Source organism: Frigoribacterium sp. UYMn621, assembly GCF_040549525.1.
Lineage (GTDB): Bacteria > Actinomycetota > Actinomycetes > Actinomycetales > Microbacteriaceae > Lacisediminihabitans.
Genome location: NZ_JBEPTM010000002.1, coordinates 380,519 through 405,213 on the forward strand (window position 1 = coordinate 380,519; position 24,695 = coordinate 405,213).

Annotated in this window: 29 protein-coding genes; 14 read left to right on the plus strand and 15 right to left on the minus strand. The window is 67.7% G+C overall.

Translation table 11 applies throughout. The features are described from left to right. Positions 1–2 precede the first annotated feature (2 nt). Complete coding sequence (locus ABIB54_RS05890) at positions 3–869, plus strand: carbohydrate ABC transporter permease (RefSeq protein ID WP_354574671.1); 867 nt, start codon at positions 3–5, stop codon at positions 867–869. Positions 870–931: 62 nt separating this feature from the next. Next, on the plus strand, positions 932–2,974 hold the full coding sequence (locus ABIB54_RS05895; protein WP_354574672.1) for a glycogen debranching N-terminal domain-containing protein: 2,043 nt from the start codon (positions 932–934) through the stop codon (positions 2,972–2,974). A gap of 34 nt (positions 2,975–3,008) precedes the next feature. On the opposite strand, the gene ABIB54_RS05900 is transcribed toward ABIB54_RS05895, so the two are convergent. Both ABIB54_RS05900 and ABIB54_RS05905 read right to left on the minus strand, forming a co-directional pair. Beyond that, the gene (locus tag ABIB54_RS05900; protein WP_354574576.1) at positions 3,009–3,578 is read right to left on the minus strand and encodes an HdeD family acid-resistance protein; all 570 of its coding nucleotides are present in this window, start codon (positions 3,576–3,578) and stop codon (positions 3,009–3,011) included. A gap of 63 nt (positions 3,579–3,641) precedes the next feature. Beyond that, positions 3,642–4,736 (minus strand): NAD(P)-binding domain-containing protein, encoded by a 1,095-nt coding sequence (locus ABIB54_RS05905; RefSeq protein WP_354574577.1) that lies wholly within the window; start codon positions 4,734–4,736, stop codon positions 3,642–3,644. A 168-nt stretch (positions 4,737–4,904) separates the two neighbouring features. Here ABIB54_RS05905 and ABIB54_RS05910 point away from each other — a divergent pair, with 168 nt between their 5' ends. Continuing rightward, positions 4,905–5,150: a DUF3073 domain-containing protein gene (locus ABIB54_RS05910; protein ID WP_185201869.1), complete on the plus strand. Its 246-nt coding sequence runs from the start codon at positions 4,905–4,907 to the stop codon at positions 5,148–5,150. Between the two features lie 405 nt (positions 5,151–5,555). On the opposite strand, the gene purM is transcribed toward ABIB54_RS05910, so the two are convergent. Beyond that, positions 5,556–6,650, minus strand: coding sequence for a phosphoribosylformylglycinamidine cyclo-ligase (gene purM, locus ABIB54_RS05915; RefSeq protein ID WP_354574578.1), 1,095 nt, complete (start codon positions 6,648–6,650; stop codon positions 5,556–5,558). Between the two features lie 74 nt (positions 6,651–6,724). Between purM and purF the strand changes: the two genes are divergently transcribed. Next, entirely contained in the window at positions 6,725–8,182 is a 1,458-nt protein-coding gene (purF, locus tag ABIB54_RS05920) for an amidophosphoribosyltransferase (protein ID WP_354574579.1), read from the plus strand. On the opposite strand, the gene ABIB54_RS05925 is transcribed toward purF, so the two are convergent. From ABIB54_RS05925 to ABIB54_RS05950, 6 genes are all read right to left on the minus strand, one after another. After that, a complete protein-coding gene (locus tag ABIB54_RS05925) occupies positions 8,175–9,125 on the minus strand; it encodes a hypothetical protein (RefSeq protein WP_354574580.1) in 951 nt (316 codons plus the stop codon). The genes purF and ABIB54_RS05925 overlap by 8 nt on opposite strands. Before the next feature lie 16 nt (positions 9,126–9,141). Then, positions 9,142–9,750 (minus strand): MerR family transcriptional regulator, encoded by a 609-nt coding sequence (locus ABIB54_RS05930; RefSeq protein WP_354574581.1) that lies wholly within the window; start codon positions 9,748–9,750, stop codon positions 9,142–9,144. A 29-nt stretch (positions 9,751–9,779) separates the two neighbouring features. Next, positions 9,780–10,211, minus strand: a complete 432-nt coding sequence (locus tag ABIB54_RS05935) for a hypothetical protein (protein WP_354574582.1) — start codon at positions 10,209–10,211, stop codon at positions 9,780–9,782. Beyond that, on the minus strand, positions 10,208–10,606 hold the full coding sequence (locus ABIB54_RS05940; protein ID WP_354574583.1) for a sterol carrier family protein: 399 nt from the start codon (positions 10,604–10,606) through the stop codon (positions 10,208–10,210). The genes ABIB54_RS05935 and ABIB54_RS05940 overlap by 4 nt, the downstream gene beginning before the upstream one ends. Before the next feature lie 214 nt (positions 10,607–10,820). Beyond that, entirely contained in the window at positions 10,821–11,702 is an 882-nt protein-coding gene (locus tag ABIB54_RS05945) for an EamA family transporter (RefSeq protein WP_354574584.1), read from the minus strand. Between the two features lie 33 nt (positions 11,703–11,735). Next, positions 11,736–12,128, minus strand: a complete 393-nt coding sequence (locus tag ABIB54_RS05950) for a DUF3253 domain-containing protein (protein WP_354574585.1) — start codon at positions 12,126–12,128, stop codon at positions 11,736–11,738. A gap of 70 nt (positions 12,129–12,198) precedes the next feature. On the opposite strand from ABIB54_RS05950, the gene purD reads away from it, so the two are divergent. The 6 genes from purD to ABIB54_RS05980 all read left to right on the plus strand — a co-directional run bounded on the left by purD (position 12,199) and on the right by ABIB54_RS05980 (position 16,857). Next, positions 12,199–13,449: a phosphoribosylamine--glycine ligase gene (gene purD / locus ABIB54_RS05955; RefSeq protein WP_354574586.1), complete on the plus strand. Its 1,251-nt coding sequence runs from the start codon at positions 12,199–12,201 to the stop codon at positions 13,447–13,449. Positions 13,450–13,614: 165 nt separating this feature from the next. Then, positions 13,615–14,523 (plus strand): phosphoribosylaminoimidazolesuccinocarboxamide synthase, encoded by a 909-nt coding sequence (locus ABIB54_RS05960; protein ID WP_354574587.1) that lies wholly within the window; start codon positions 13,615–13,617, stop codon positions 14,521–14,523. Continuing rightward, the gene (locus ABIB54_RS05965) at positions 14,520–15,014 is read left to right on the plus strand and encodes a GNAT family N-acetyltransferase (protein ID WP_354574588.1); all 495 of its coding nucleotides are present in this window, start codon (positions 14,520–14,522) and stop codon (positions 15,012–15,014) included. The genes ABIB54_RS05960 and ABIB54_RS05965 overlap by 4 nt, the downstream gene beginning before the upstream one ends. Beyond that, complete coding sequence (locus ABIB54_RS05970; RefSeq protein ID WP_354574589.1) at positions 15,011–15,409, plus strand: hypothetical protein; 399 nt, start codon at positions 15,011–15,013, stop codon at positions 15,407–15,409. The genes ABIB54_RS05965 and ABIB54_RS05970 overlap by 4 nt, the downstream gene beginning before the upstream one ends. A gap of 58 nt (positions 15,410–15,467) precedes the next feature. Beyond that, positions 15,468–15,935, plus strand: coding sequence for a DUF1003 domain-containing protein (locus tag ABIB54_RS05975; RefSeq protein WP_354574590.1), 468 nt, complete (start codon positions 15,468–15,470; stop codon positions 15,933–15,935). A gap of 61 nt (positions 15,936–15,996) precedes the next feature. Continuing rightward, on the plus strand, positions 15,997–16,857 hold the full coding sequence (locus ABIB54_RS05980) for a VOC family protein (protein ID WP_354574591.1): 861 nt from the start codon (positions 15,997–15,999) through the stop codon (positions 16,855–16,857). On the opposite strand, the gene ABIB54_RS05985 is transcribed toward ABIB54_RS05980, so the two are convergent. The 4 genes from ABIB54_RS05985 to ABIB54_RS06000 all read right to left on the minus strand — a co-directional run bounded on the left by ABIB54_RS05985 (position 16,854) and on the right by ABIB54_RS06000 (position 19,886). Continuing rightward, complete coding sequence (locus ABIB54_RS05985; protein WP_354574592.1) at positions 16,854–17,702, minus strand: anti-sigma factor domain-containing protein; 849 nt, start codon at positions 17,700–17,702, stop codon at positions 16,854–16,856. The two genes, ABIB54_RS05980 and ABIB54_RS05985, sit on opposite strands and share 4 nt — an antisense overlap. Beyond that, positions 17,695–18,252 (minus strand): sigma-70 family RNA polymerase sigma factor, encoded by a 558-nt coding sequence (locus tag ABIB54_RS05990; protein ID WP_354574593.1) that lies wholly within the window; start codon positions 18,250–18,252, stop codon positions 17,695–17,697. The genes ABIB54_RS05985 and ABIB54_RS05990 overlap by 8 nt, the downstream gene beginning before the upstream one ends. Positions 18,253–18,361: 109 nt before the next feature. Then, a complete protein-coding gene (locus tag ABIB54_RS05995) occupies positions 18,362–19,015 on the minus strand; it encodes a class F sortase (protein ID WP_354574673.1) in 654 nt (217 codons plus the stop codon). Positions 19,016–19,049: 34 nt separating this feature from the next. After that, a complete protein-coding gene (locus ABIB54_RS06000) occupies positions 19,050–19,886 on the minus strand; it encodes a DUF4397 domain-containing protein (protein WP_502917078.1) in 837 nt (278 codons plus the stop codon). A gap of 137 nt (positions 19,887–20,023) precedes the next feature. Between ABIB54_RS06000 and ABIB54_RS06005 the strand changes: the two genes are divergently transcribed. Continuing rightward, positions 20,024–20,788 carry an SGNH/GDSL hydrolase family protein gene (locus ABIB54_RS06005; protein ID WP_354574675.1) on the plus strand — a complete coding sequence of 255 codons (765 nt, stop codon included), beginning with the start codon at positions 20,024–20,026 and terminating at the stop codon, positions 20,786–20,788. Here the strand turns inward: ABIB54_RS06005 and ABIB54_RS06010 are convergent. Next, a complete protein-coding gene (locus ABIB54_RS06010) occupies positions 20,774–21,901 on the minus strand; it encodes an AI-2E family transporter (protein ID WP_354574594.1) in 1,128 nt (375 codons plus the stop codon). The two genes, ABIB54_RS06005 and ABIB54_RS06010, sit on opposite strands and share 15 nt — an antisense overlap. 114 nt (positions 21,902–22,015) lie before the next feature. On the opposite strand from ABIB54_RS06010, the gene purS reads away from it, so the two are divergent. Continuing rightward, positions 22,016–22,276: a phosphoribosylformylglycinamidine synthase subunit PurS gene (gene purS, locus ABIB54_RS06015; RefSeq protein WP_354574595.1), complete on the plus strand. Its 261-nt coding sequence runs from the start codon at positions 22,016–22,018 to the stop codon at positions 22,274–22,276. After that, positions 22,273–22,971, plus strand: a complete 699-nt coding sequence (gene purQ, locus ABIB54_RS06020; protein ID WP_354574596.1) for a phosphoribosylformylglycinamidine synthase subunit PurQ — start codon at positions 22,273–22,275, stop codon at positions 22,969–22,971. The genes purS and purQ overlap by 4 nt, the downstream gene beginning before the upstream one ends. 23 nt (positions 22,972–22,994) lie before the next feature. Here purQ and ABIB54_RS06025 read toward each other — a convergent pair whose 3' ends face one another. Then, on the minus strand, positions 22,995–24,155 hold the full coding sequence (locus tag ABIB54_RS06025) for a mechanosensitive ion channel family protein (protein ID WP_354574597.1): 1,161 nt from the start codon (positions 24,153–24,155) through the stop codon (positions 22,995–22,997). 97 nt (positions 24,156–24,252) lie between these two features. Here ABIB54_RS06025 and ABIB54_RS06030 point away from each other — a divergent pair, with 97 nt between their 5' ends. Beyond that, entirely contained in the window at positions 24,253–24,630 is a 378-nt protein-coding gene (locus tag ABIB54_RS06030; RefSeq protein ID WP_354574598.1) for a hypothetical protein, read from the plus strand. Positions 24,631–24,695: the final 65 nt, after the last annotated feature.

The window sequence follows — 24,695 nt, forward strand, 5'->3', positions numbered from 1 at the left end:
CCATGACCCCCCGCCTAGTCGGACGCAAGTCCCGCCCGAGCGGCGGACTGCTCGCCGGCCGGTCGATCCTCTACGCGCTGCTCGTCGTGCTCGCGATCGTCTACATCTTCCCGTTCCTCATCCAGGTGGCGACCTCGTTCAAGACCGAGGCGGATGCCGCGAGCGATCCGCTCTCGCTGATCCCCGCGACCTTCTCGACGGCGGCCTACGAGCGGCTGTTCCTGCACTCGGACTTTCCGATCTGGTTCAAGAACTCGGCGATCGTCACGGTCTTCGTCACCGCAGGACGGGTGTTCTTCAACTCGCTCGCCGGCTACGCGCTCGCGCGGCTGAACTTCCGGGGGCGCAACGTGATGTTCGCCGGCCTGATCGCGGTGATGTCCGTGCCCGGAGTGGTGCTGCTGATCCCGAAGTTCCTCGTGATCAATCAGATCGGCATCTACGACACCTATGCGGGCATGATCATCCCGCTGCTCACCGATGCCGCGGGCATCTTCATCATGAAGAACTTCTTCGAGTCCATCCCGGCGAGTGTCGAGGAGCAGGCCCGCATAGACGGCGCCGGCACCTTCCGGGTGTTCTGGTCCGTGGTGCTGCCGATGGCACGCCCCGCGCTCATCACGATCGTCATCCTCTCCTTCCAGGGATCGTGGAACGAGCTGAGTCACTTCATCGTGTCGACCCAGTCCCCCGATCTCGTGACCCTCACCAAGGGAGTCGCCTCCCTCGCCTCCGGACAGCTCAGTCAGGGCACGCAGTATCCGATCAAGCTGGCCGCCGCAGCCATCATGACGGTTCCGGTGGCGGTCATGTTCTTCATCTTCCAGAGGCAGATCATGAACGCGAGTGATGGGGCGGTGAAGGAGTAGACGAGTCGAGCCGGCACATCCCTTCACGCCTTCCGCACCACCACTGAAAGTTCTTGAATCTCATGCTCCCCACGCTGCAACCGCTGCTCCACGACACGACCGTCCTGCTCCGAGCGCCGTCGCAGGCCTGGTCGGCCGGTGACGGGACGATCGACGGGCACGGCATCACGGGCATCTATCACTCGGACATCCGGGTCGTGTCCCGCAGTGTGGTGACGGTGGGCGGGCAGTCGGCCGAACCGATCGCGACGGTTCCCTCTGGTGCGGCGAGCACTGTGTTCGTCGGACTGCTACGCGGCCTCGACGATCGCACCGCCGACCCGCGGGTGCGACTGCTGCACCGCCGCACGGTCTCGACCACCGGGGTGGCCGAGTCGATCACCATCCAGTCGGCGCTCGACACGCGCGTCTCAACGACGGCGACGGTGCAGATCGACAGCGACCTCGCCGAGATGGAGTCCGTGAAGGCGGGCATCGGGGGCGCCGGTGTGCCCTTCGACGTGTCCCCCCACACGGCGACCTGGGGCCGCGGCGCCGTGCGGGCGACGCTGAACGCCCCTGATGCGGAGGTCACCGACCACCCGGACGGCGGCATCCGGCTGGCCTGGGCTCTCGACATCCCCGCGAACGGGTCGGTGACGGTGAGCTGGACGATCGATGCGGAGGATGCCGATGCGGTCGTGCGCGGCACCACCGATGCCGCGCGCTGGTCCGTTCCGATGGTGAGCGCCGGCGACGATCGCCTCGAGCGCTGGGTGGCCCAAGCGCTCTCCGACCTCGATGCCCTGAGGCTCACGACGGTATCGGATCCGGCATCCGAATTCCTCGCCGCCGGCGCGCCCTGGTTCTTCACCCTGTTCGGCCGGGACTCGCTCTGGGCGGCCCGCTTCATGCTGCCGCTCGGCACGACCCTCGCCGCCGACACCCTGCGGGTGCTCGCGTCGCTGCAGGGCACCGAGTCCGTCGCCGGAAGCGCAGAGCAGCCCGGCAAGATCATGCACGAGCTGCGCCGGGCGACGCTGTCGATCCCCGGTGAGGCGGTCGTGCTTCCCCCTCTCTATTTCGGCACCGTCGACGCCACTCCGCTCTGGGTGTGCCTTCTGCACGACGCCTGGAAGTGGGGACTGCCCGAGCCAGAAGTAGTGGTGCTCCTCCCACACCTCGTCGCCGCTCTCGAATGGATGCGGGACTACGGGGATGCCGACGGCGACGGCCTGCTCGAATACGTCGACGCCACCGGGACGGGACTCGCGAACCAGGGCTGGAAGGATTCCGGCGATTCGGTGCAGTGGCGCGACGGAAGCCTCGCCGAGGGCCCGATCGCGCTCTGCGAGGTGCAGGCCTACGCCTACGAGGCGGCGATGCATGGAGCGGAGCTGCTCGACCACTTCGGTGTCTCCGGTGCCGCGGAATGGCGAGAGTGGGCGGCCCGACTGCGCACCCGATTCCACGAGTCGTTCTGGATCGAAGACCCGGCCGGCGCCTATCCGGCGATCGCACTGGACTCGTCCAAGCGACCGGTCGATACCGTCACCAGCAACATCGGCCACCTGCTCGGCACCGGCCTGCTCGACTCGCACCAGGCCGCCCTCGTCGCCCGCCGGCTGGTCTCCCCGCACCTGAATTCTGGGTACGGCCTTCGCACCATGTCCACCGATTCGGAGGGCTACTGGCCGCTCAGCTACCACGGCGGCAGCGTCTGGACCCATGACACTGCCATCGCGATCGCCGGACTCGCCCGCGACGGCTTCACCGCGGAGGCCTCGTCCCTCGCGGCCGGGCTCCTGGCCGCGGCATCGGGTTTCGACTATCGGATGCCCGAGCTGCACTCCGGCGATGCCGCGAGCGAGTTCGCCGCCCCTGTTCCCTACCCTGCCGCGTGTCGACCGCAGGCCTGGTCGGCGGCCGCCTCGGTCTCGGTGCTGGCCTCGACGCTCGGACTGCGTCCCGACGCGCCATCCGCGACCCTCGGAGTCTCCCCGATGACGATGGTCGGTGCGCTCACGGTGAACGGTCTGAGATTCGGCGGGGAGGATGTCTCGATCACGGTGAATGCCGACGGCGAGGTCACCGCGTCCTCCGGCGCGTCAGTGCAGGTGGAATAGGCGCTGCCGCCTCGACCCGGTTGCGTGTGCCGGACTATGCGATTTCGGCCCGGCGCCGCGATCCGCTGATCGCCAGGCTCACGATGCCGACCGCACCGATGACGGCGAGGAAGATCGCCGTCACGAACAGGAAGCCGAGGATCGCCGCCCCCGGCAGCAGGATCACCACGATGCCGAACACGAACGACGCGAGCCCCGTGAGCACGAGGCTCGCCCGCGTGCCGCGGCGGAACAGGGCAAACGCGGTGATGATGCAGAGGAGGCCATCGATCTGCCAGCCGATTCCGATGAACAGCCCGATGGCGATGAGGGTGCCGAATGGATTATTGAGGCAGAGCACGCCGGCGGCGATCACCACGAGACCCATCAGCCCGACGAACCAGCGCCAGCCGGCCTGCATATCCGTGCCGGAGACCGCGGTGAAGACCCTGCTGGTGCCGGCGACGATGAGATAGACGCCGAAGAGCAGCGCGACCGAGCGCAGCGCGGCCTGGGGGAAGATCAGGCCGAAGGCTCCGACCAGGAGTGCGCTGATCGCGGCAATCCATGCCCCCCGGCGGAAGACAGACCGGATCTGGCTCTCAAGCGCGTCGTGGCGGGTCATGGTCTCGATCTTCGCGGATGGTGGCGAGGTTGTCGAGCATCCACTCCCGCTGTGAGCGCTCCGCTACAGGTTGGAGAGCAGGGCGACCACCTGGCGGGCGATCGCCCGTCCGGCGCGATTCGCCCCGATCGTGCTGGCCTGCGGTCCATACCCGGCGAAGAATATACGCCCGTCCTTCCAGGACGATCCCCCGCCGACACTGATACCGCCCTCTTTCTCCCGCAGCTTGAGGGGGGCGAGATGGCGGAGTTCCGGCCGGAAACCGGTCGACCAGACGATCGCATCCGCCGGCTGGAATGTGCCATCGGACCAGCGCACGCCCCGCGGTTCGATCGAGGTGAACATCGGCTTGGCGACGAGGGTTCCCCGCTCGATCCCGGCCTGGATGCGGCGGGTCCGGGGCACTCCCGTGCCGCTGACGATGCTCGGCAGGGCGCGGCCGCTGCGCGCGGCCTCGTCTTGGGCTGCGACCGCCGCGGCCCCCGCCTCCATGTTGAGTTCGCCCTCGTCGAGGAATTCGATGGGTCGCCGGGATACCCACGTGAGGCTCTCCGCACTGCCCTCGAGTTCGAGGAGGAAGCCGATCGCCGAGGTTCCTCCGCCCACCACGACCACGTTCTGGCCCGCGAAGGCGGCCGCCGACTCGTAATTCGTGGTGTGGACATGTCGTCCGGCGAAGTCGTTGAATCCCGGGTACCAGGGGATGAATGGCGACCCCCACGTGCCCGTGGCGTTGACGACGACATCCGTCTCCAACGCGCCGATGCCGCCACCCGCCTCGAAACCGACAACCAGTTCGGTGCCGCGGTTGAAGACGCGCTTCACATCGACCGGGCGCCGCACGCGGAGCTCGTAGTGCTCTTCGTAGCGCGCGTAGTAGTCGGCCACGACATCCTTCGCCGGCTGGGTGCGGTCGGCGGTGTCGAAACTTATGCCGAGTTCATCCATGCCCGGCAGGTCATTGATGTGGTGGGCCGAGCCGATGCGCAGAGCCTCCCAGCGGTGCTGCCAGGCGCCACCGGTGCCCGGGCCGCGGTCGAGGACGACGAAGTCGGAACCCGGCTCGAGGCCGAGTCGTCTCAGGTAGAAGGAGACGGACAATCCGGCTTGTCCCGCGCCGATCACCACGACAGAGGGGGAGCCAGGCGAGGACGTCACGCGTCTACGTTAGCCGCCACCGGGAGGGCGGATGGCGGACGCGGCCGGGGTGCGCGTGCATGCTAAAGTTGGCCTTTAGTTTTTAGTTCCCTATTTGGTCAATCCCGGGCAGCTGTTCGCCAGTCGAGGCTCCGTTCGTCCGGGCAGGAATCGTGAGGGGGTCAAGCCATGGGGCGCGGCCGTCAAAAAGCAAAGCACACCAAGGTGGCTCGTGAGCTGAAGTACTTCAGCCCGGACACCAACTACAACGCGCTCGAACGCGAACTCACGCATCCCGTCACCGGTGCCCCGATCGATCCCAAGCTCGAAGAAGATCTCGAGAAGTGGCCGGAATTCAGCGCAACGGCCTACTCGCCGGATGTCTCCGGATTCTCGGAAGACGAGTACGAGTCCGACCAGAACAAGACGGCCTAGGCAGTTCTGCAGCGCGCATCCGCTCGGCTGCGCTGAGTCGGCGCGAGTCATCTGCCCCCTTCCGAGGAGCGGGCGGGTAAGCCCTCCGCCACGCTCGGACCGGATGTCGGCACGGTCCGGCGATCCGCGTCTCGACCGCCTTCGGTCGAGACCGCCGAATCCGGCGAATCCGGCGCGCTCGCCCTCTTCATCATTCAGGAACCTGTGGGGCGGATGCGGCGCGCTCGCCCTCTTCATCATTCAGGAACCTGTGGGGCGGATGCGGCAGACGAGCGCCTGCGGGACCTCATCCGTCACTTCGTCCACTTGCGCCCCAGACCTTCCTGAATGATGGAATCAGAATCGGCAGGCTCGACCTGCGGCAGGCTCGACCAGCGGCAGGCTCGAACCGCGGCGACGGACGGGCTAGTCGCGGTAGCGACCGACCAGGCGCACGGCACCGCCGTCGACGCCCTTGACGCCCTGGTCGAAGCCGGTGATGTCGCGCGGCACTGTCGAGACCGCGCCGAGGGTCCAGGCCGGGATGCCATCGGCGGCGAGGTGCGCGATGACCGCGTCGACCCGGGACGCCTCCACCACGGCGATCATGCCGATGCCGAGATTCCAGGTGCCCTCGGCCTCTTCGAGGTTCATCGATCCCCATTCGGCGAGCACGCGGAAGACCGGGGCCGGCGACCAGGTGCTGCGTTCCAGCTCCACCCAGCTGCCGACGGGCAGCACCCGGGCGAGATTGGCCGCGATACCGCCGCCGGTCACGTGGCTGAGTGCGTGAACTGCGCCAGGGGCGTCCGCCAGCAGGCTCAGCAGGGGAGAGGTGTAGAGCCTGGTGGGCTCGAGCAGCACCTCGCCGACCAGACCGCCGAGCTCATCGGAGCGATCGAGGAACGAGATGTCCCTCTGGCGGATGATGCTGCGCACGAGCGAGTAGCCGTTGGAGTGCAGGCCGGATGATTCGAGCGCGATGACCACGTCGCCATCCGCCACCAGATGGGCACCGAGCTGGGCATCCGCCTCGACCGCGCCCGTCGCAGCACCGGCGACGTCGTAGTCATCCGGTGCGAGCAGCCCGGGATGCTCGGCGGTCTCGCCCCCCACGAGGGCGGTGCCGGTCTCGCTGCAGCCCCGTGCGATGCCCGCGACGATGTCGGCGATGCGGCTGGGCACGACCTTGCCGCAGGCGATGTAGTCGGTCATGAAGAGCGGAGTAGCTCCGACGACCACGATGTCGTCGACGACCATTCCGACCAGGTCGATGCCGATCGTGTCGTGCTTGTCGATGGCCTGGGCGATCGCGACCTTCGTGCCGACCCCGTCGGTGGATGTCGCGAGAAGCGGCCGCTCGAAGGAGGTGAGGAACGACACGTCGAAGAGTCCGGCGAAGCCCCCGACACCGCCGACGACGCGTGGCCCGTGGGTGGCGGAAACCGCCGACTTCATGAGTTCGACAGCGAGGTCTCCGGCCGCCGTATCGACGCCCGCCTCGGCGTACTTGTCGGCCATTCGTTTTCCGTTCTCAAAGCGTGAAAGACTGGAGTAAATCACCCCCAACTCTACGGTCTGGAGACTCACCGCGAATGTGCGGCATTGTCGGCATCGTTTCTTCGGAACCCGCCAACCAACAGGTCTACGACAGCCTCCTTCTTCTGCAGCACCGAGGCCAGGACTCCACCGGCATCGCCACCGCCGAAGGCCGCACCTTCCACATGGTGAAGGCGCGGGGCCAGGTTCGAGAGGCCTTCCGCACCCGTGACATGCGCGCCCTCCCCGGCAACATGGGGCTCGGTCACGTGCGCTACGCCACCAAGGGCAATGCCGGAAACGAGCAGGAGGCGCAGCCCTTCTATGTGAACGCCCCCTACGGCATCGTGCTCGTGCACAACGGCAACCTCACCAACACCAGGGAGCTCACCGACGAGCTCTTCCACATCGACCGGCGGCACCTCAACACCAGCTCCGACACCGAGCTGCTGGTGAACGTGCTCGCCCACGAACTGCAGGAGCAGGTCACCGGGCTCGACCTCGATCCCGACCAGATCTTCGCCGCCGTCGAACGCGTGCACGAGCGCGTCGAAGGCTCCTACGCGACGATCGCGATGATCCCCGGATACGGCCTGCTCGCGTTCCGAGATCCCTTCGGCATCCGTCCGCTCGTGCTCGGAAAGCGGGCACGCGGATTCGTCGGGGACGACTGGATCGTGGCATCCGAGTCCCTCGTGCTCGAGAGCGGTGGCTACGAGATCGTGCGAGACGTCGCGCCCGGCGAGGCCGTGTTCATCGCCCTCGACGGCGAGATGACCTCACGCCAGTGCGCGAAGAACCCCTCGCTCGTGCCGTGCTCGTTCGAGTATGTCTACCTCGCCAGGCCCGACTCCATCATGAACGGCATCTCCGTCTACGACGCGCGCCTGCGCCTCGGCAACCGGCTCGCGGACACGATCGCTCAGTACACGCCGCGCGGCGACATCGATGTGGTCATGCCGATTCCCGACTCCTCGCGACCGGCCGCCATGCAGGTGGCCCAGAAGCTCGGGATCGAGTACCGCGAGGGTTTCTACAAGAACCGTTACGTCGGCCGCACCTTCATCATGCCCGGCCAGGCCGAGCGCAAGAAGTCGGTGAGGCAGAAGCTCAATGCGATGGGATCCGAGTTCCGCGGCAAGAACATCCTGATCGTCGACGACTCGATCGTGCGCGGCACCACCTCGAAGGAGATCGTGCAGATGGCCCGCGAAGCCGGCGCGAACAAGGTCACCTTCACCTCGGCGGCACCTCCCGTGCGCTTTCCCCACGTCTACGGCATCAACATGCCAAGCCGCCAGGAGCTGATCGCCCACGATCGCAAGATCCCGGACATCAACAGGGAGATGGGGAGCGACTACCTCATCTATCAGGAGGTCGCAGACATGCAGTCGGCGATTCTCGAGGGTTCGAACGTGACCGCCCTCGAGATGAGCTGTTTCACTGGCGACTACGTCACCGGCACCGTCACTCCCGAATACCTCGCCTGGGTGGAGCGCACGCAGCTCAGCTGAGGCGCCTGCCCCGCACCACTATCGCCCCGATGGCGACCGCGGCCGCGGCGAACAGCGCCGTCGAGACCGTGCCGATCGCGGCATCCGGACTCACGATCGACCGGCCCGAGAGCGCCTGCGCGGTGAGCACCGCGATCACGCCGAGGTAGAGGGCGGCGGTCACGACGAGGATGCCGAGCCGGGTGCGCGAGTCGCCCAAGGCAGTCAGGCGGCGAGAGCCCAGTTCGAGCAGCAGCGCAAGGATGGGCAGCACCTGCATCGCGTGCATCCCCACGAAGTGCGGGATGCGCAGGTCGCCGGCGACCGTGCTCCAACCGAGAAGCGGGAGGCCGGGTCCCCCATCGGCGAGCCCAACGGTGTGGGCTCCGGCGATCCCCTGGAAGCTGGACAGCTGTGCGGCGGTCGGGCTCGTCATCAGGAAGGCGAGGCCCATGCCGATCACCGCGATAATGAGACCGGAACGGATGGCGAAGCTGCGCGCGGGGTCGCCGAGATCGGCGCGGAACAGCAGCACGGCCACGAGGATGGTGGCGGACCAGACGATCACGATCGACACCGCCATCGTGCCCCAAAGGGCGGTCGAGAACGGGGTCGAGACGTTGAAGTGACTTGTCGTGTCGGCGAAGGCCGCCCCGTAGATCACGATCATCTCCACGGCGAGGAAGACCGCGGCGATGGTGCCCGACCACCAGGTGATGCGGCGGGCGCGGGGCAGCTGGCCGAGCAGCCAGGAGAGCGTGACGCTGTAGATGAGCACGGAGAGCGAGAACTTCAGCGGCTTGGCCCACAGGGGCATCCCGGTGATCGAGCGCTGGTCGACGACCAACCCGACGAGGGCGACCGCGGCGAGCGCGATCATGCCGACGGAGAGCCACAGCAGTGGACGGTGCGAGCCGAAGCGGGCGATGACGGAGGCGGGGGGTGCATCGATCGTGCGGGTCATGGTGGTCGGTTCTCCTTCAGGAATAGCGCTCGGATGTCACGTGCTCCTGAGCTGCACGACGCAGTCCGGAGATCAGGGCGTCGCCGAGCACGGTGCCGACGACGACGGTTTCTGCCTTGGCGGCGCGGCCCTCGCGCGACTCGATCTCGTCGAGGTCTGCGGCGGCGATGAGCAGGGCGGCCTCGGCGTAGCGGGCGAACCAGCCCCGGTCATCCGTCTGCCCGAGCCCGCGGAAGACGGAGAGCACTCGCGCAGCGGAGAGGCGCCCGGGGTTGGCGGCAGACACGTGCCAGCCGGTGAGCAGCTCATCGATATCGGCGAGTGACGCCGGGTCGACGTCGTCCGGTGCGACGGCCGCCGAGACGGTGCACTGCGCCACCTCGAAGACCTCGGGGAGCGAAGCCTCCGAGTCGATGGCGTCGAGCACGCTGCGGGCGGATGCCACGCTGAGCCCCCCGACCTCGATGAGGGCTCGGATCAGGCGAAGCCGATCCAGGTGGACATCTCCGTAGCGAGCCTGGTTGGCCGTCTCGCTCTCACCCGCCGGAAGCAGCTTCTCGCGCAGGTAGTACTTGATCGTCGCCACCGGGATGCCGCTGGTGGTGCTGAGTTCGGCCATTCGCATACGGATAGTGTAACTATCCGATAGTGAAACTATCTAGTAGCAGTTTCCTCTGGTGCGGGTGGGGCTTCCGGCACCTCTGCACTCACCGGCTCCTCGTCGTAGGGCCGCGGGTCGACCATCGTGCGCTCGGCCAGCACGGTGCGGGCACGACGGGTGAGCCCGACATCGAGCAGGATCGCGACCACAGCCCCGAGCACGACCCCGATGGGCACCCCGAACAGCAGGAAATAGCCGAAGAGAGCGCCGAAACCGACCTGCGGATCCGAGGGGAAGGACGCCGTCAGAATGAACGTGGTGACCGCCCCGAGCCCCGCTCCGATGATGAGGAACCGCGAGTATCGCGGAATCCGGCGCACCGTGACCTCGGTCTCCTCGGTCGACTGCGAGGGCTCGGTGGACTGCGAGGGCTCGGCGGCTCGCGGCACTGCATCCGGCTCTGGCTGCGGCTCGGAGGGGGTCATGTCTCTATTGTCCCTGACGCTTCCGGGGTATCCGCCCCATGCCAGAGGAGTGGCAGGTAGGCGGAGAGGTCCGCACGGGAACCGGAGGCGGCGATGCGTCCGTGTTCGAGGGCGTGATTCCACGCGGTTCCGCCGGTCGCGATGGCGAGCCAGGTCAGCGCGTCGGTCTCGACCACGTTCGGCGGGGTGCCCCGGGTGTGGCCCGGACCCTCGATGCACTGCACCGCGCCGAAGGGCGGAACCCGCACCTCCACCGAGTTGCCCGGAGCTCCATCGGCCAGCACCTGTAGAAGGTAACGCACGGCGGTGGCCTCGGTCTCCCGGTCGGCTACCGTCGCGAGCGCGCGCTCCACGGCCTCGCGGCCGGCGTCATCGGTAATGCGTGCTTTCGCCATGGTTCTACGGTAGTGGCGACGTGTGGTCGGTCGGGCCCACAAGCCGTCCTGCACCTCGACGCAACCCTCGCTGCCACCGGACCCAGCACCTCGATGGAGCCGGCGCCGCGGGCCCGGGCATCGTGAGCGAGCTGCACGACACGAGCCGGCACCGCGCGAGTTAGGTGGTCGAGCTCGGTCGGCGAAGCATCCGTCTGCCGAATGCGGCGCCATCTCAGTCCACCGGGAAAGCGGGCACTCGCGGGCGCCAGGTGAGCACCGCGGCCGCGAGTCCGCCGAGCATGATCGCCCCGCCGATGAGCTCTGTGCCGGCCGGCCTCTCACCGAAGACCGCCCAGGCGGCGAGGATGCCGATCACCGGCACCAGCAGCGTGAACGGCACAACGGCACTGGTCGGATAGCGCGCGAGCAAGGAGTTCCAGATCGTGTAGGCCACAAGTGACGCGGCCACCGCGGTGTACAGGGTGCTGAGGATGGCCATCGGTGAGAGGTGGGTGAGCGCGAATCCGACAGCGTGCGGGCCGTCGACCAGCAGGGAGAGCGCGAGGGAGGGGATCGGCACCACCAGACCGGACCACACCACCAGCGAGAGGCCTGATGACGCCCGCGCCCGCCGGGACAGCACATTGCCGATGGCCCAGGAGAGCGCCGCGAGCAGGGTGATGACGAGCGGCAGCCAGGGTGCCGCATAGGTATGGCCGATGACCACGACAGCGAGACCCACCATGCCGATCAGGATGCCGACGAGCTGGCGTCGGGTGGGATGCTCCCGCAGCAGCAGGGAGGAGACGACCACCGAGAACACGATCTGCGTCTGCAACAGCAGGGAGGCGAGGCCCGGTGGCATCCCGAGCGAGAGGGCGAGGTAGAGGAGGGTGAACTGGCCGAGGCTCAGGAACGCGCCGATCAACAGGATGTTGCGCCATCCGATCGCCGGCGGCCGGATGAAGAAGACGGCCGGGATCGCCACGAGCACGAACCGCATCGCCAGGAAGAGCAGCGGGGGCACATCGGTGAGGCCGAGGTCGATCGCGACGAAGTTGACCCCCCAGATCACCACGACCAGCAGTGCGAGGAGAGTGTGGCGGGGAGTCATCCGACCAGCTTGGCAGCAACGGAGGACCTCCCTTCACCGGCGCCGAAGCTGCAGCGGTCCCTTCGCCGTCGATGCGTCGACCACCGATCCGGACTGCAGGATGTCGATCTCCCCCGCCGCACCCAGCCGTCGCGCCGCCCGGCGGGCCGGCTCCGCGAGCTGCTGCCAGCCCTCCCCGCCTACCGCGCGGGCGGCGTCGGAGTCGAGGATGGTGGCGCCGGTCGGGCGCTCGGCCAGCAGTGCGAGGATCGCGGCCTCGAGCATCCGGTCGCCCCCTGTCACCCCGCGGCGTCGGCAGGCATCGGAACAGTACTTCACCGCTTCCCAGTCACGGGCCCACTTGGCGCGCCACTGGATGCGGCGGCCGCAGGCCGCACAGGTCTTGTCTGCCGGCACGGCCTCTACGGGTCTCTGACGGTGGGCCATCGACCCAGTCTGCCGGGCGATGCTCCGAGCGGGATCAGTGGACACGGTGCCGGGTGGGTACGCTTGCCCAGTGAGAATCCTCGTCCTCGGTTCCGGTGCTCGCGAGCATGCCATCATCACCGCCCTTCTTCGTGAGGACGTCGACCATGAGATCATCGCGGCGCCCGGCAATGCCGGTATCGCGGCGGACGTGCACGTGATCGCGCTCGACCCCGCGAATCCTGCCGTCGTCACCGAGTTCGCCCTCGAGAACGACATCGAGCTCGTGGTCATCGGGCCGGAGGCGCCCCTGGTCGCCGGTGTCGCGGATCGACTGCGCGAGCGCGGTATCGCGGTGTTCGGGCCGAGCAGGGCCGCGGCCCAGCTCGAGGGAAGCAAGACCTTCGCGAAACGGATCATGGATGTCGCGGGAGTGCCGACCGGCCGCGCGACCCGGGCGGGCACCCTCGACGAGGCCATCGCCGCCATCGACTCGTTCGGATCTCCCTATGTGGTGAAAGCGGACGGCCTCGCGGCGGGCAAGGGCGTGCTGGTCACGACCGACAGGGATGCCGCGGTCGCCCACGCGGGGTACTGGATCGGGCAGGGCAGCGTGCTCGTCGAGGAGTTCCTCGATGGCCAGGAGGTCTCGCTCTTCCTCCTCAGCGACGGCCACAACGTGCTTCCGCTCGAGCCGGCACAGGACTACAAGCGGCTCTCCGATAACGACGAGGGCCCCAACACCGGCGGCATGGGTGCATACTCCCCGCTGCCCTGGCTGCCCGCCGGATTCGTCGATGAGGTCATCGACACCATCGCGCTCCCGACGGTGCGCACCCTCGCTGCGGAGCAGACGCCATTCATCGGACTGCTCTACTGCGGACTCATCCTCACCGAGGCCGGAACCCGCGTCATCGAGTTCAACGCGCGCTTTGGCGACCCGGAGACCCAGGTCGTGCTCCCGCGCCTCATCACTCCGCTCAGCGGCCTCCTGTTCGCCGCGGCGAGCGGAGAACTCGGGGGGATGCCGCGCCCGCAGTTCTCCGATGACGTCGCCGTGACTGTCGTGCTCGCGAGCGAGGGCTACCCCGAGACCCCGCTCACCGGCCGCATCATCACGGGCATCGACACCGCACTGGCGATCCACGGAGTGACGGTGGCACATGCCGCGACTGCCCTCTCCGGCGGCGACCTTGTCGCGACCGGCGGGAGGGTGCTCAGCGTCGTCGCGACCGGCAGCGACTTCGGGGAGGCCCGATCCCGCGCCTATCTCGCGCTCGAGGCGATCGACCTCGAGGGCGGCCAGTACCGCACCGACATCGCGCAGCGCGTCGCGGAATAGCCCGCCCCGCCCCGGCCCCCGGTGCCCCCTGTGCCCTTGCCCCCTGCCCCTTGTCGCCTTTCATCATTCAGGAAGGTCTGGTGCTGGAGTGCACGGAGAGACGGATGAGGTCCCAGACGCCGTCATCCGAACCATCCGCCCCACCCCTTCCTGAATAATGAGGGGGTGAACGCAATCGACCTGACCGCGGATGGCTGGACGCACGCCTACTCGGGCAAGGTGCGCGACCTCTACATCGAGACGGGCACGGCGGATCTCGCCAGCGCCCAGCGCGTTCTGATGGTCGCCAGCGACAGGGTGAGCGCGTTCGACCACGTGCTCTCCCCCGGTATCCCCGGCAAGGGCGAACTGCTCACCACCCTGAGCCTCTGGTGGTTCGACCGCCTCGTCGGTGTGCCGAATCACCTCGTCGCAGACCACGAACTGCGCGGTGATGCGGTGCGGGACCTGATTCCGGATGCCGTCGCCGGCCGGGCGATGCTCGCCCGCACCCTCGACATGTTCCCGATCGAATGCGTGGTGCGCGGATACCTCGTCGGCTCCGGTTGGCTCGAATACCAGCAGACCCAGACGGTGTGCGGCATCCCCCTGCCCGCCGGGCTCGCCAACGGGGATCGCCTGCCCGAGCCGATCTACACTCCGGCGTGGAAGGCTCCGATGGGCGAACACGACGAAAACATCCCGTTCGAGCGCACGGTCGAGCTGGTGGGAGCGGAGGTCGCGGCGGCGCTCCGTGATCTCAGTCTCGACGTCTTCTCGCGGGCGTCCGGCATCGCGGAGTCGCGCGGGGTGATCCTCGCCGATACCAAGTTCGAGTTCGGGGCCAATCGTGACTCCGGCGTGATCACTCTGGCGGACGAAGTGCTCACCAGCGACAGCTCCCGGTACTGGGATGCCGAGGCCTACGCTGCCGGCGGACCGGGTCGGCTCGCAAGCTTCGACAAGCAGATAGTGCGCAACTGGCTGAGCGCGCACTGGGACCAGACCGGCGAGCCGCCGGCATTACCGCCCGAGATCGTCACGCAGACCGCCGCGCGCTACCGGGAGTTGATCGAGAGGCTCACCGGCTCATGATCGTGCGACAGGTTCCCTGGTCCGACGTGGAGGCGACGACGCTTCGCGAGGCCCAGCGGGTGGAGGTCGAGGCGCGCTACGGCACGCCCGATTCCGAACCCGGACCCGCTCCAAGCGCCGACGACATCACCGCGTTCTTCGTGGCGTACGACGACTCCGGAGTGCCCCTGGGGTGCGGCGGACTGCGCGAACTGCCGGGAAACGAAGCGGAAGTGAAGCGGATGTTCGTGATGCCGGCGCATCGCGGCACCGGAGTCTCGCGGGCGATCCTCCTCGAACTGGAGCTGTTCGGACGAGAACGCGGATGGTCGCGCCTCCTGCTCGAGACGGGCGACCGGCAACCGGACGCCGTGCGGTTCTATGAGCGCGAGGGATTCACCCGCATCCCGAACTTCGCCTACTACGCCGACTCGGAGCATTCGCTCTGTTACGAGAAGTCGCTGTTCGCGGTCGATCCGGCCAGCGAAATCTCCTGCGAGGGCTGCCAGTGATTCCCGCCTCCTGGGAGCCTCGGCGCCGGGCCGACGGTGAGCTCGTCGGCTACCTCGTTCCCGCTGGTGACGGCGTCGTCGCGACCAGCCTGATCGGGCTGGCTCTCGCCGGCACGGCGTCGCGAGAGGCGGCGATCGACCTCCTCGACAGGAGCGGCCTCGCCGCGCTCGACCGCCCCTACTACGCGCGACTGCCGAATCCGGTGCCCCTCGGAGGGGTCGATGCCGGCACGCCGGCCGCGGACTGGACCTGGCGGAGGGTGGTCATCGTCGAATCGAGTCCGACCCGGGTGTCGATCCGGCCAGCGATGGCCTACCCGGAGGAGCTGAGATCACTGGTCGTGATCGAGCCACCGGTAACCGGAACGCTGCGGGAGCCGCATCCGGAGGAATGATTCGCGGCTCGAGCGTCGAATCGATCGCTGGTGGCGCCGGCAGTGCTTACAGTCAGTCATGACTGTTCACGCGACCGATCGCCCACACATCGTTCCCCTCCGCCTCCTCGCGGATGGCCGGGACCATCATCCCTCCGTTCTCGCAGAGGCGAGGCGCCGGGCCGGCAGCGTGCAGCTGCGGGTGGCGGATGCGATCACCGCCTTCGCCGGGTCGATGCGTTTTGTCTACGTGCACGTGGCGCTGTTCGCCCTCTGGATGCTGTTCTTCGAGAAGAGCCCCTGGCCCACGCTGACGCTCGTGGTGTCGCTCGAGGCGATCTTCCTGTCGACCTTCGTGATGATCGGCCAGAACCGCCAGGCCGCGTTCCAGCAGTCGAAGGCCGACCACGACTTCAGCTCGACAGAGCAGGAGCTGCGCGACAACACCACGCTCACCCGCCAGATCGCGGATCTCACCGCCAAGATCGAGCAGCTGACCAGCGAGATCCACACGGAGGTGGTGGGGAAGAGGGCGAGTGGATCGTGAGGCCACTCGACCGGCGGTGCCGGAGCGGAATAGTTGTCGCATCAACTAAGTTGGTACTGACATGAGCGTTACAGACCTTCTCTCCGCCGACACCTCGATGGGCACGGTGACCCTTCTCGTCGCCGACCTCGACGGGATGACCGCCTACTACCGCGATGCCGTGGCACTCAGCGTGCTCGCGTCGACCACCGACACCGTGACCCTCGGTCGCAGCACGACCCCGCTGATCATCCTGCGGGCCGCCCCCGAGCTGGTGCAGGCGAGCCCCCGTGACGCTGGGCTGTTCCACACGGCCATCCTCTTCGACTCGGAAGCCGCGCTCGCGGCATCCGTCTACTCCGTCGCCACCAGGGCACCGGGCACCTTCACCGGGAGCTCCGACCACCTGGTGAGCAAGGCCTTCTACTTCACCGACCCAGAGGGCAATGGTGTGGAGCTGTACTGGGATCGAGACCGCGCAGAATGGAGCTGGGTTCACGGCCAGGTCGAGATGTCCACGCTGTTCCTCGACCCGAACACGTTCCTGGGGGAGCACCTGACCGCCGAGGCGGTGGAGGCGCCGAACTTCGGCGAGGCCGTGGTCGGGCACGTGCATCTCGCGGTCGGGGACATCGGTTCCGCGCGCGAGTTCTATGTGAACCGGCTCGGCTTCGAGCAGACCATCATGTACGGCGACTCCGCGCTCTTCGTGAGCGCGGGCGGCTACCACCACCACATGGCCATGAACACCTGGAACAGTGCCGGCGCCGGGCGCCGCGGCCGCACCCTCGGACTCGGACAGGTCGATATCGTCGTGCCCGGCTCAGACGATCTCGGATCCCTCGGAGAGCGGATGTCGCACTACGGCATCGAGACCCGCGACGATGGGAAGACCCTCAGCTTCGACGACCCCTGGGCGAATGTGATCCGCGTGACCGCCTAGAGGGTGCCGCGCACGATCGAGTCGCCCGAGTGTGCCGGGTTGCCGTCCGGCTGCTCGCTCGAGACATCCACGATCGGATAGTCGGCCAGCTTCACATCGGCGGGGATCGTGAATGTGCCTTCCGTGCCCACGAGAACTCCAACGCTGATCAGCTTGCTGAGGTCGCTGGAGATGAGCCAGACCTCGCGATAGCCCGGCGCGCTCCGCGGCTCCGAGACGGTGACGACGACCTGTCGTCCGGAGCGCGTCTGCTCGACCACAGCCTCGCCGGAGGCACCGGTCCAATCGGGAAGCGCATCCAGGCGGGCCTCGGCGAGCACCCTCGGCTTCGGCGCGCCCCACTTCGGGGCGAGCACTGTCGCCGCAACGAGAATCGCCCCGACCGACACGACCACCGCGAGCGCCCCTGCGAACACCGGTACGAGCAGCCGGTTTCGGCGATGATGGCGGCGGTGAGCGCGGCCGGACGAGCGGGAGGCGATCGGGAGAACGGGTTCCGGCCCGAAAGAATCAGGAGTCTCCGTGGACGCAGCCTCGGGGCTCGCAGCGGTCTCGAAAGCCACGGTGGTGGCGAAGGGAGCGGGCATCACGTCGGCGGCAAGGCCGAGCGTTCGGCTGATCGATCCCCAGACCGCCGGTCCCGGCGCGTCGAGCGGACGCTCGAGCGGCGAGCCGGACCGGGCGAGGGTCGCCACCCGCATCAGGCTGTTCAGCTCCTCGAGGCACTCGGGGCATTCCTGCACGTGGAGCTCGTCGGCGAGCGGGATGTCGGGCTCGCCCATGGCCATCATGGCCAGGATGTCGGGATCTCTGTGCCCGGCATCCGGAACCGTGCTGTCACTCATCGTCGCTCACCTCCAATCTGGTTCGTAGCCGGTCGAGACTTCGACGGATATGACTTTTCACGGTGCCGAGCGGCAGGCCGAGCCGTTCGGCGATCTGCGTGTGTGTGAGACGATCGTAAAACGCCAGTCTCATGATCTGCCTCGGCGTCTCCGGAAGGTCGGCGAGGGCATCCGCCACCACGAGTCGCTCGGCGAGATCGTCGGGCCAGTCCATGACATCACGGTCGAGACTCTGGATGAGGGCCTCGCGATCGCGGCGATCACGCGCCCGCCGTTCGTGTGCATCCGCGATCGTGTGCTTGGTGATGCCGACCAGCCAGGCCGACAGGCGCGCACGCTCGGGATCGAAACTCGCCCGCCCCAGCCAGGCCGAGACGAAGACGCGCTGGGTCACGTCCTCTGCGTCGGCGACATTGGCCAGTGATCGCATCGACATCCCGTAGACCAGCCGCGCCCATCTCTCGTAGACGGTGGCGAGGGCCCGCTCATCACCCGCCTGGAAGCTGGCGACGAGAGACGACTCGTCATGGTTCTGGAGCAGCTCGGACACGGGGATCCTGACGCTGGCCGACGAGGGGTGGTCGCCGGGAAGAGGGACTCTGTTGTCGTTCAACCTAGTCCCATCCGCGCTCGGAGTGAATATCTCGGCGGGTGAATGGTCACTTGCCCGTGGGCGCCGCAGCGACCGGGGTCGCCGTGACGATGACGTTGTCGAGGTAGTGCCCCGTCTTCGAGTTGAAGACGCCACCGCAGGTCACCAGGGTGAGGCGCGGTGCGCCGGTGGTATCGAAGACCTCTGCCATCGGGGCGTCGATCTTTCCCACCTGTCGCAGCTCGGTCACCGTGTAGGCGAGGGTCGAGCCATCCTCTCCCAGCAGGGTGATGGTGTCTCCCGCTGCCGCGTTCTTGAGCTTGCTGAACGGTCCGATTCCGTCGTGCCGGGAGTCGATGTGGGCCGCAATCACGGTCGCGCCCTGGGTAGCGGCGAGTCCTGGGCTGTAGCGATACCATCCCGCGTCGGCGGCGTTGGCCGGAAGGGCCATGGCCCCCTTGGCATCGACCCCCTCCGCGGTGACCGTCATGTCGATGCCCAGCCGGTCGAATCGGATGCGCACCGGCGCGACGACCGAGGCGACCGAGAGGCTGCCGAGTGAGGCATCGGCCTTGGGGATGTCGGGAGCCGTCGGTCGAGGGCTCGGCGTCGTCGACGCGGTGGGTTTCGCCACGGGTGGGGGTGCCGCCGTGCAACCGGCGAGCACGGGAAGGGCCAGGCAGAGCGCCAGTAGGGCGCCGACTGCGGCCCTTCCCGTCATTCTCACTGCAGGTTTCTCTTCAGGCGCTACGCCGTCAGGCGCGCGACCCGACCTTCCTGCGAGCGACTACCAGCACAGCGGCGGCGGCGAGGAGCAACCCGAATGCTCCGAGACCGATCGTCGACAGGGTCTGTGCCGATTCGGCGCGTGCTGCCGCGCCGGTCTCACCGGCGGGAACGCCCGCCGGCGGGGTGTGCAGTCCGGTGATGGTCTGCACAGCGAGGGCGAGTGTGCTGTCCGCGGCACTGCCGTAGGCGTAGACGATCGTGTTCACGCCCTCCTGGATGGCGACATCCGCCGGTCCGATGAGCACCGGAGTCGTCGTGCCCGCCGCGACGACGGATGCCGAGACCGTGGCCGGAGCGAGGTTGAGGATCTGCTCATTGGGGTTTGTCAATCCACTGACAACGGGTGATCCTCCCGCGAGCACGTCGACGGCCGGGGCGGCGGCAACGTGGCGCACGGTGAGTCGGCCCTGGCCGGCGGCTGTCTTGGAGATGTCATTCGTGAACAGCGTGGCGGTGGGGGTGCCCGTTGCCGAGAGGTGCGCGACGGCGGTGTAGTTGCCGCCGTCTGCGAGCGGGAGGTCGACCGGGCCGATGACGACGGCGTCCGTCGCGGAGGTCGCCGTCGATGACGTGATCGCGACCGAATAGGTACCGGGGGCGAGGCTGAGCGGGCCGGCGAGGGTGCCGGGGGTGAAGTTGTCGAGGGTGAGGGCTCCATTCACCCAGACGTCGACGGTGACACCGGGCACGCCGTGCAGCACAGAGAGCTGCGCGTTCGTGGCAGCCGAGGCCGGAAGCGGCGCCGCGAGTGCGACGAGAAGGAATGCACCGGCAGCGCCGCCGGCCATGATTCGAGTTTTCACGTGTCTGCTCCAATTCGTGAGCATGCTGGTCATGCTCTTATCGGGTACTACTGGCGCAATGACCCGATCGGATGCACCCGGGACGAAAAGAAAGCTGGCAATTCGCCCGGCGAGCGCAGCCTAAAATCGCTGGAGTGATGAATCTCCGCCCGAACCTCCTGAGCCGGGCCGCCGCCATACCGCTCGCGCCGGTGCTGCTCGTACAGGCGCGACGGGCGCGTGCGAGCATCCCCCGCCTGCCGGACGCGGCGCTCCCCTGGAGCGGATCGCTGCCGGGTGCCGACCTGATCCGTCTTCTCGTGCTCGGCGACTCGACGGCGGCCGGGGTCGGCGCCGACAGCCAGAGCGAGGCACTGCCGGGTACTCTCGCCCACGAATTCGGTGACCGCTTCGACCGCGGAACCAGTTGGACGGCCATCGGCGAGAACGGAGCGACCTCCCGCGACATCCTCGAGCGCTTCATCGACGACGCCACTGCGGCGACCTTCGACGTGGTCTTTCTCACCATCGGAGCCAATGACGCGCTCGGCCTGCGCTCCCGCCGCGCCTTCGGCCGGGATGTGCGCGAGATCGTGCGCCGGCTCCGCGCCGCGAATCCGGATGCCCTGCTCCTGGTCTCGCTGATGCCTCGGTTCGACCGCTTCCGCAGCCTCCAGAGCCCCCTGCGCTGGAACCTCGCCCTGCACGCGGCGAGCCTCGACGACGCGGCGCGCGCGGCCGTGCGCGGCCTCGACCGGGTATTCGCCCTGCCGAAACCGCCGCCGTACACCCCGACGTTCTGGGCATCGGACCTCTTTCACCCCGGCCCCTCCGGGTACCGGGAGTGGGCGGAGTTCGTGCTCGACTCCGTGCCGCTCAGCCTGCTCGCGCCGCTGCGGCGCGACCACTCACGCCGCGGCTGAGGCCCGCTTGGACGTGTCGACACCGGGCACCGGAGTGATGGGATCGTTCCAGCGCTTGATGACCGCCCACGCTACCGCGGCCGCGGGTACCGCGATCAGGGTGCCGAAGATTCCGCCGAGGATCGTTCCTGCGGTGAGTGCCAGCAGCACGACAAGGCCATGCAACTTGAGCGATTTTCCCATCACGAACGGGGAGAGGAAGTTGCCTTCGACCTGCTGCACGGCGATAACGACGATCGCGACCACGATCGCGGCAGTGAGCCCGTTCGTCACGAGGGTGACGAGGGCGGCGATGATGCCCGTTGCCGTCGCACCGACGAGCGGGATGAACGCACCGATGAACACGAGGATCGCCAGCGGGATCGCCAACGGCACCTGCAGGATCAGCATGGCGACCCCGATGAACACGGAGTCGACGAGCGCGATGATCGCGGTCCCCCGCACATAGCCCCCGAGGGTCTCCACCGCGCTGTTCCCGGCCCGGCGCAGCTTGGCATGCATCACGGGCTGGAACGGCGTGATGAGGAAGGCCCAGATCATCGGCCCGTCCTTCATGAAATAGAAGAGCACGATCACCGTGAGCACTGCGCCGGTAAGAAGCTCGGCGGCGGTCGACACCCCGGCGAGCGCTCCGGACCCGAACTGCGCACTCGTGACGAAATCGACCAGGGTCTTCTGCACATCGCTGATCTGTTTCGCGCCGATATTGAGGGGACCGTTCTGCACGAAATCGGCGACGGTGTTGATGCCGGAGCTCACCGACTTCTGCAGCGTGGAGAACTGCGACTGCACCTGGAAGACCGCGATCGTGATCACCCCGCCGAACACGATCACGCCGGCAAGCAGCGAGATGATCGCGGCGAGCACCCGAGGCATGTGCTTCTCGAGCAGTCGCACCACCGGTCGGAACGCGGATGCCACGATCAGGGCGAGAAGCACCGGCACCACCACGAGCTGCAGCCGGGTTGCCGCATAGACGATGATCACCACGATCGACAGCACGAGCAGCGCCTGGCCGCAACGCTGGGCGAGGCGACCGAAGGTGTCACTCCAGACCGCTGACGAGGTGCGCAGATTGGGCACGGGCACGGTGAGGGGCTTCTTGGTGAACATGCTTCGAGCGTACCGATGGCCCGCCGATCCGGCGTGGGGCTTGCGCGGAAGGTCCCGGCATGCACTCCGGTAGACTCGGAGCATCCACCCATAGGCGAACTCCTGGAGTGACTTGTGCCCGTAATCGTCGTCGAGGTCATGCCGAAGCCCGAGCTTCTCGACCCTCAGGGCAAGGCCGTCGCCGGTGCTCTTCATCGCCTCGGCACGTCCGGCATCGCGGGCGTGCGCATCGGCAAGCGTTTCGAAGTGACTGTTGACGAGGTCACGGATGAGGTGCTCGCCGAGGTCACTCAACTGGCGAACGACATGTTCTCCAACTCCGTCATCGAAGACGTCGTCTCGATCACCGTCGATTCCACGTCCGCCGCGTCATGACCAGCATCGGCGTCATCACCTTCCCCGGTTCCCTCGACGACCGGGATGCCCAGCGCGCCGTGCGACTGGCCGGGGCCACCCCTGTCGCCCTCTGGCACGGCTCCCACTCGCTCGAGGGCGTCGACGCGATCGTCTTGCCGGGTGGCTTCAGCTATGGCGACTACCTGCGCTGCGGTGCCATCGCCTCCCTCTCGCCGATCATGGCGGAGGTCATCGATGCGGCGGGCAAGGGGATGCCGGTGCTCGGCATCTGCAACGGGTTCCAGATGCTCGCCGAGGCGCACCTGCTCGAGGGTGGGCTGATCCGCAACGACCACGGCAGCTTCATCTGCCGCGACCAGAAGCTGCGGGTCGAGAACACCTCCACAGCCTGGACCAATGAATTCGAATCCGGCGCCGAGATCACCATCCCCTTGAAGAACGGGGAAGGCGGCTTCATCGCCGACGCCGAGACCATCGCGCGGCTGGAAGGTGAGGGACGGGTGGTCTTCCGCTACCTCGACGTCAACCCCAACGGCTCACTCGACGACATCGCCGGCATCACGAACGCCCGCGGCAACGTCGTTGGCCTCATGCCGCATCCGGAGCATGCGACCGAAGAGGGATTCGGCCCCGATACCGCTCTCGCGATGCGCAACGGAACCGACGGGCTCACCGTGTTCACGAGCGCGATCGCGGCACTCATCTCGGCCTGAGTCGTTGCCGGCGAGGCGGCCCGTCAGGTGCGCTCCGGATCAATGACCGGCATCGTTCCGGTGAACTGGCTCGCCCGCTCCTCGGCCTCCCGGGTTCCGGTGAAGAGTCCGATCGGCTCGGTCGACGGGGACTTCTCCGTCGAACGGGACGCCGGGTCGACGGACTGGATCCGAGTGCGGGGCAGTGCCGCGACATCCGTCTCGTGCAGCCACTGCACCAGCTGTTCGCGCACATGGCAGCGGAGATCGAAAAGGGTGGGGGCGTCGACCGCCGACACCAGGACGCGGAAGCGCACACAGCCACCGACGGCATCGGTCACCTGCAGCACCCCGGTGCGACCGTCCCAGAGTGGCGACTCGGCCAGGATGGCATCGAGCCGTTCGCGCATCTCTGACGGGCTCGCCTGCCAGTCGACGTCGAACTCGATCGAGCCGAGGAGCTCGCTGGAGTGTCTCGTCCAGTTCTCGAACGGGGCGTTGGTGAAGTAGGTGGAAGGGAGCACGAGGCGCCGATCGTCCCAGATGTGGACGACGACATAGGTGAGCGTGATCTCCTCGATCCGCCCCCATTCGGCTTCGGCGATCACCACGTCGTCCACCCTGATGGCATCGCTGAATGCGAGCTGGATTCCGGCGAACACGTTGGCGAGAGTCGATTGCGCAGCGAGGCCGGCGACGATCGACACGACACCGGCGGAGGCGAGGACGCTCGCCCCGACCGCCTGCACCCCGGGGAAAGTGAGCAGGATCGACGCGATTCCGATGATCACGATGATCACGCTTGCCAGTCGGCGCACGATGGCGATCTGGGTCTGGGCGCGACGGGCGCGCTTGTTGTCCGCGACATCCGTGCGATACCTGCCGGTTGCGAGGCCGAGTCCGAAGCTGACCAGGGCCGCCGTGAGCCAGGTGCCCGCGGCGATCGTGCCCATGAGGAATCCGTGGTCGACGGTGCTGAGCGGCACCGCCACCGGCAGGGTGAAGTGGACGGCGATCCAGAGCGCGACCACGAGCAGGAATACCCGATACGGCATCCGGGCCCGCAGGATGAGCGCTCGCGCCCAGCTCTCGCGGCGAGCGGTGAGCCGCGCGGCTATCGAAGTGACCACCACCACCACGAGCACGGCGACGAGGGCGATGACCACGGCGATGCCGAGTCCGATCCACGATTTCCAGTCCGACATGACGCCAAGAGTAGGCGGTTTTTGCTGCACGGCTGCGGCGGGAATCACCCGCGAGTGGGGGCTGCCACCGATGAGCGCGTGCCTTTATGGTGAGCGGATGGCAACCAGCCTCACCATCCTCCTGCGCCTCGTCACCGCTCTCAACGACCCGGAGGAGCCCTACCGCTTCGACGTGCAGGGCGAGACGATCATCGGAACCTGGGATGTCAGGCGTGCCGTGTTCGAGGATTTCGGCGACGCGGGCGCTGTGGACCTGGACTATCGCGTCAGAGTCCAGCTCGATGAGAAGAAGAGCACCTACACGTTCACCGAGCACAGCACCGCTGGCGGGGTCTCCGCGACAGGGGCCGCGGCCGCGCCGGTGCTCAGCCACCCGTACCCCACCAGCCGCCTCACGGACCCGCTCTTCACCTTCCTCGAGGGCAACGGCTACTCCCGAAAGAAGGCATTCCTCAGCCGGCTGCTCCCGCGCTGAATCACGAGGCTCGGCGCCGGTAGAATTGGGGCTTCCGGCACGCCCTCGATCCAGGAGTCTTAGCG

Bases quoted from the DNA above. Each gene is read 5' to 3' on its own strand.
- ABIB54_RS05965 (WP_354574588.1), top strand. From the start codon at position 14,520: ATGATCGTGCGACAGGTTCCCTGGTCCGACGTGGAGGCGACGACGCTT.
- ABIB54_RS05895 (WP_354574672.1), top strand. From the start codon at position 932: ATGCTCCCCACGCTGCAACCGCTGCTCCACGACACGACCGTCCTGCTC.
- ABIB54_RS05910 (WP_185201869.1), top strand. From the start codon at position 4,905: ATGGGGCGCGGCCGTCAAAAAGCAAAGCACACCAAGGTGGCTCGTGAG.
- ABIB54_RS05995 (WP_354574673.1), bottom strand. From the start codon at position 19,015: ATGACGGGAAGGGCCGCAGTCGGCGCCCTACTGGCGCTCTGCCTGGCC.
- ABIB54_RS05930 (WP_354574581.1), bottom strand. From the start codon at position 9,750: ATGCGAATGGCCGAACTCAGCACCACCAGCGGCATCCCGGTGGCGACG.
- ABIB54_RS05975 (WP_354574590.1), top strand. From the start codon at position 15,468: ATGACTGTTCACGCGACCGATCGCCCACACATCGTTCCCCTCCGCCTC.
- ABIB54_RS05945 (WP_354574584.1), bottom strand. From the start codon at position 11,702: ATGACTCCCCGCCACACTCTCCTCGCACTGCTGGTCGTGGTGATCTGG.
- ABIB54_RS05925 (WP_354574580.1), bottom strand. From the start codon at position 9,125: ATGACCCGCACGATCGATGCACCCCCCGCCTCCGTCATCGCCCGCTTC.
- ABIB54_RS06010 (WP_354574594.1), bottom strand. From the start codon at position 21,901: ATGTTCACCAAGAAGCCCCTCACCGTGCCCGTGCCCAATCTGCGCACC.
- ABIB54_RS05900 (WP_354574576.1), bottom strand. From the start codon at position 3,578: ATGACCCGCCACGACGCGCTTGAGAGCCAGATCCGGTCTGTCTTCCGC.
- ABIB54_RS06005 (WP_354574675.1), top strand. From the start codon at position 20,024: ATGAATCTCCGCCCGAACCTCCTGAGCCGGGCCGCCGCCATACCGCTC.
- purF (WP_354574579.1), top strand. From the start codon at position 6,725: ATGTGCGGCATTGTCGGCATCGTTTCTTCGGAACCCGCCAACCAACAG.
- ABIB54_RS05890 (WP_354574671.1), top strand. From the start codon at position 3: ATGACCCCCCGCCTAGTCGGACGCAAGTCCCGCCCGAGCGGCGGACTG.
- ABIB54_RS05985 (WP_354574592.1), bottom strand. From the start codon at position 17,702: ATGAGTGACAGCACGGTTCCGGATGCCGGGCACAGAGATCCCGACATC.
- ABIB54_RS05980 (WP_354574591.1), top strand. From the start codon at position 15,997: ATGAGCGTTACAGACCTTCTCTCCGCCGACACCTCGATGGGCACGGTG.
- ABIB54_RS05935 (WP_354574582.1), bottom strand. From the start codon at position 10,211: ATGACCCCCTCCGAGCCGCAGCCAGAGCCGGATGCAGTGCCGCGAGCC.
- ABIB54_RS06030 (WP_354574598.1), top strand. From the start codon at position 24,253: ATGGCAACCAGCCTCACCATCCTCCTGCGCCTCGTCACCGCTCTCAAC.
- purQ (WP_354574596.1), top strand. From the start codon at position 22,273: ATGACCAGCATCGGCGTCATCACCTTCCCCGGTTCCCTCGACGACCGG.
- ABIB54_RS05940 (WP_354574583.1), bottom strand. From the start codon at position 10,606: ATGGCGAAAGCACGCATTACCGATGACGCCGGCCGCGAGGCCGTGGAG.
- purM (WP_354574578.1), bottom strand. From the start codon at position 6,650: ATGGCCGACAAGTACGCCGAGGCGGGCGTCGATACGGCGGCCGGAGAC.
- ABIB54_RS06025 (WP_354574597.1), bottom strand. From the start codon at position 24,155: ATGTCGGACTGGAAATCGTGGATCGGACTCGGCATCGCCGTGGTCATC.
- ABIB54_RS05950 (WP_354574585.1), bottom strand. From the start codon at position 12,128: ATGGCCCACCGTCAGAGACCCGTAGAGGCCGTGCCGGCAGACAAGACC.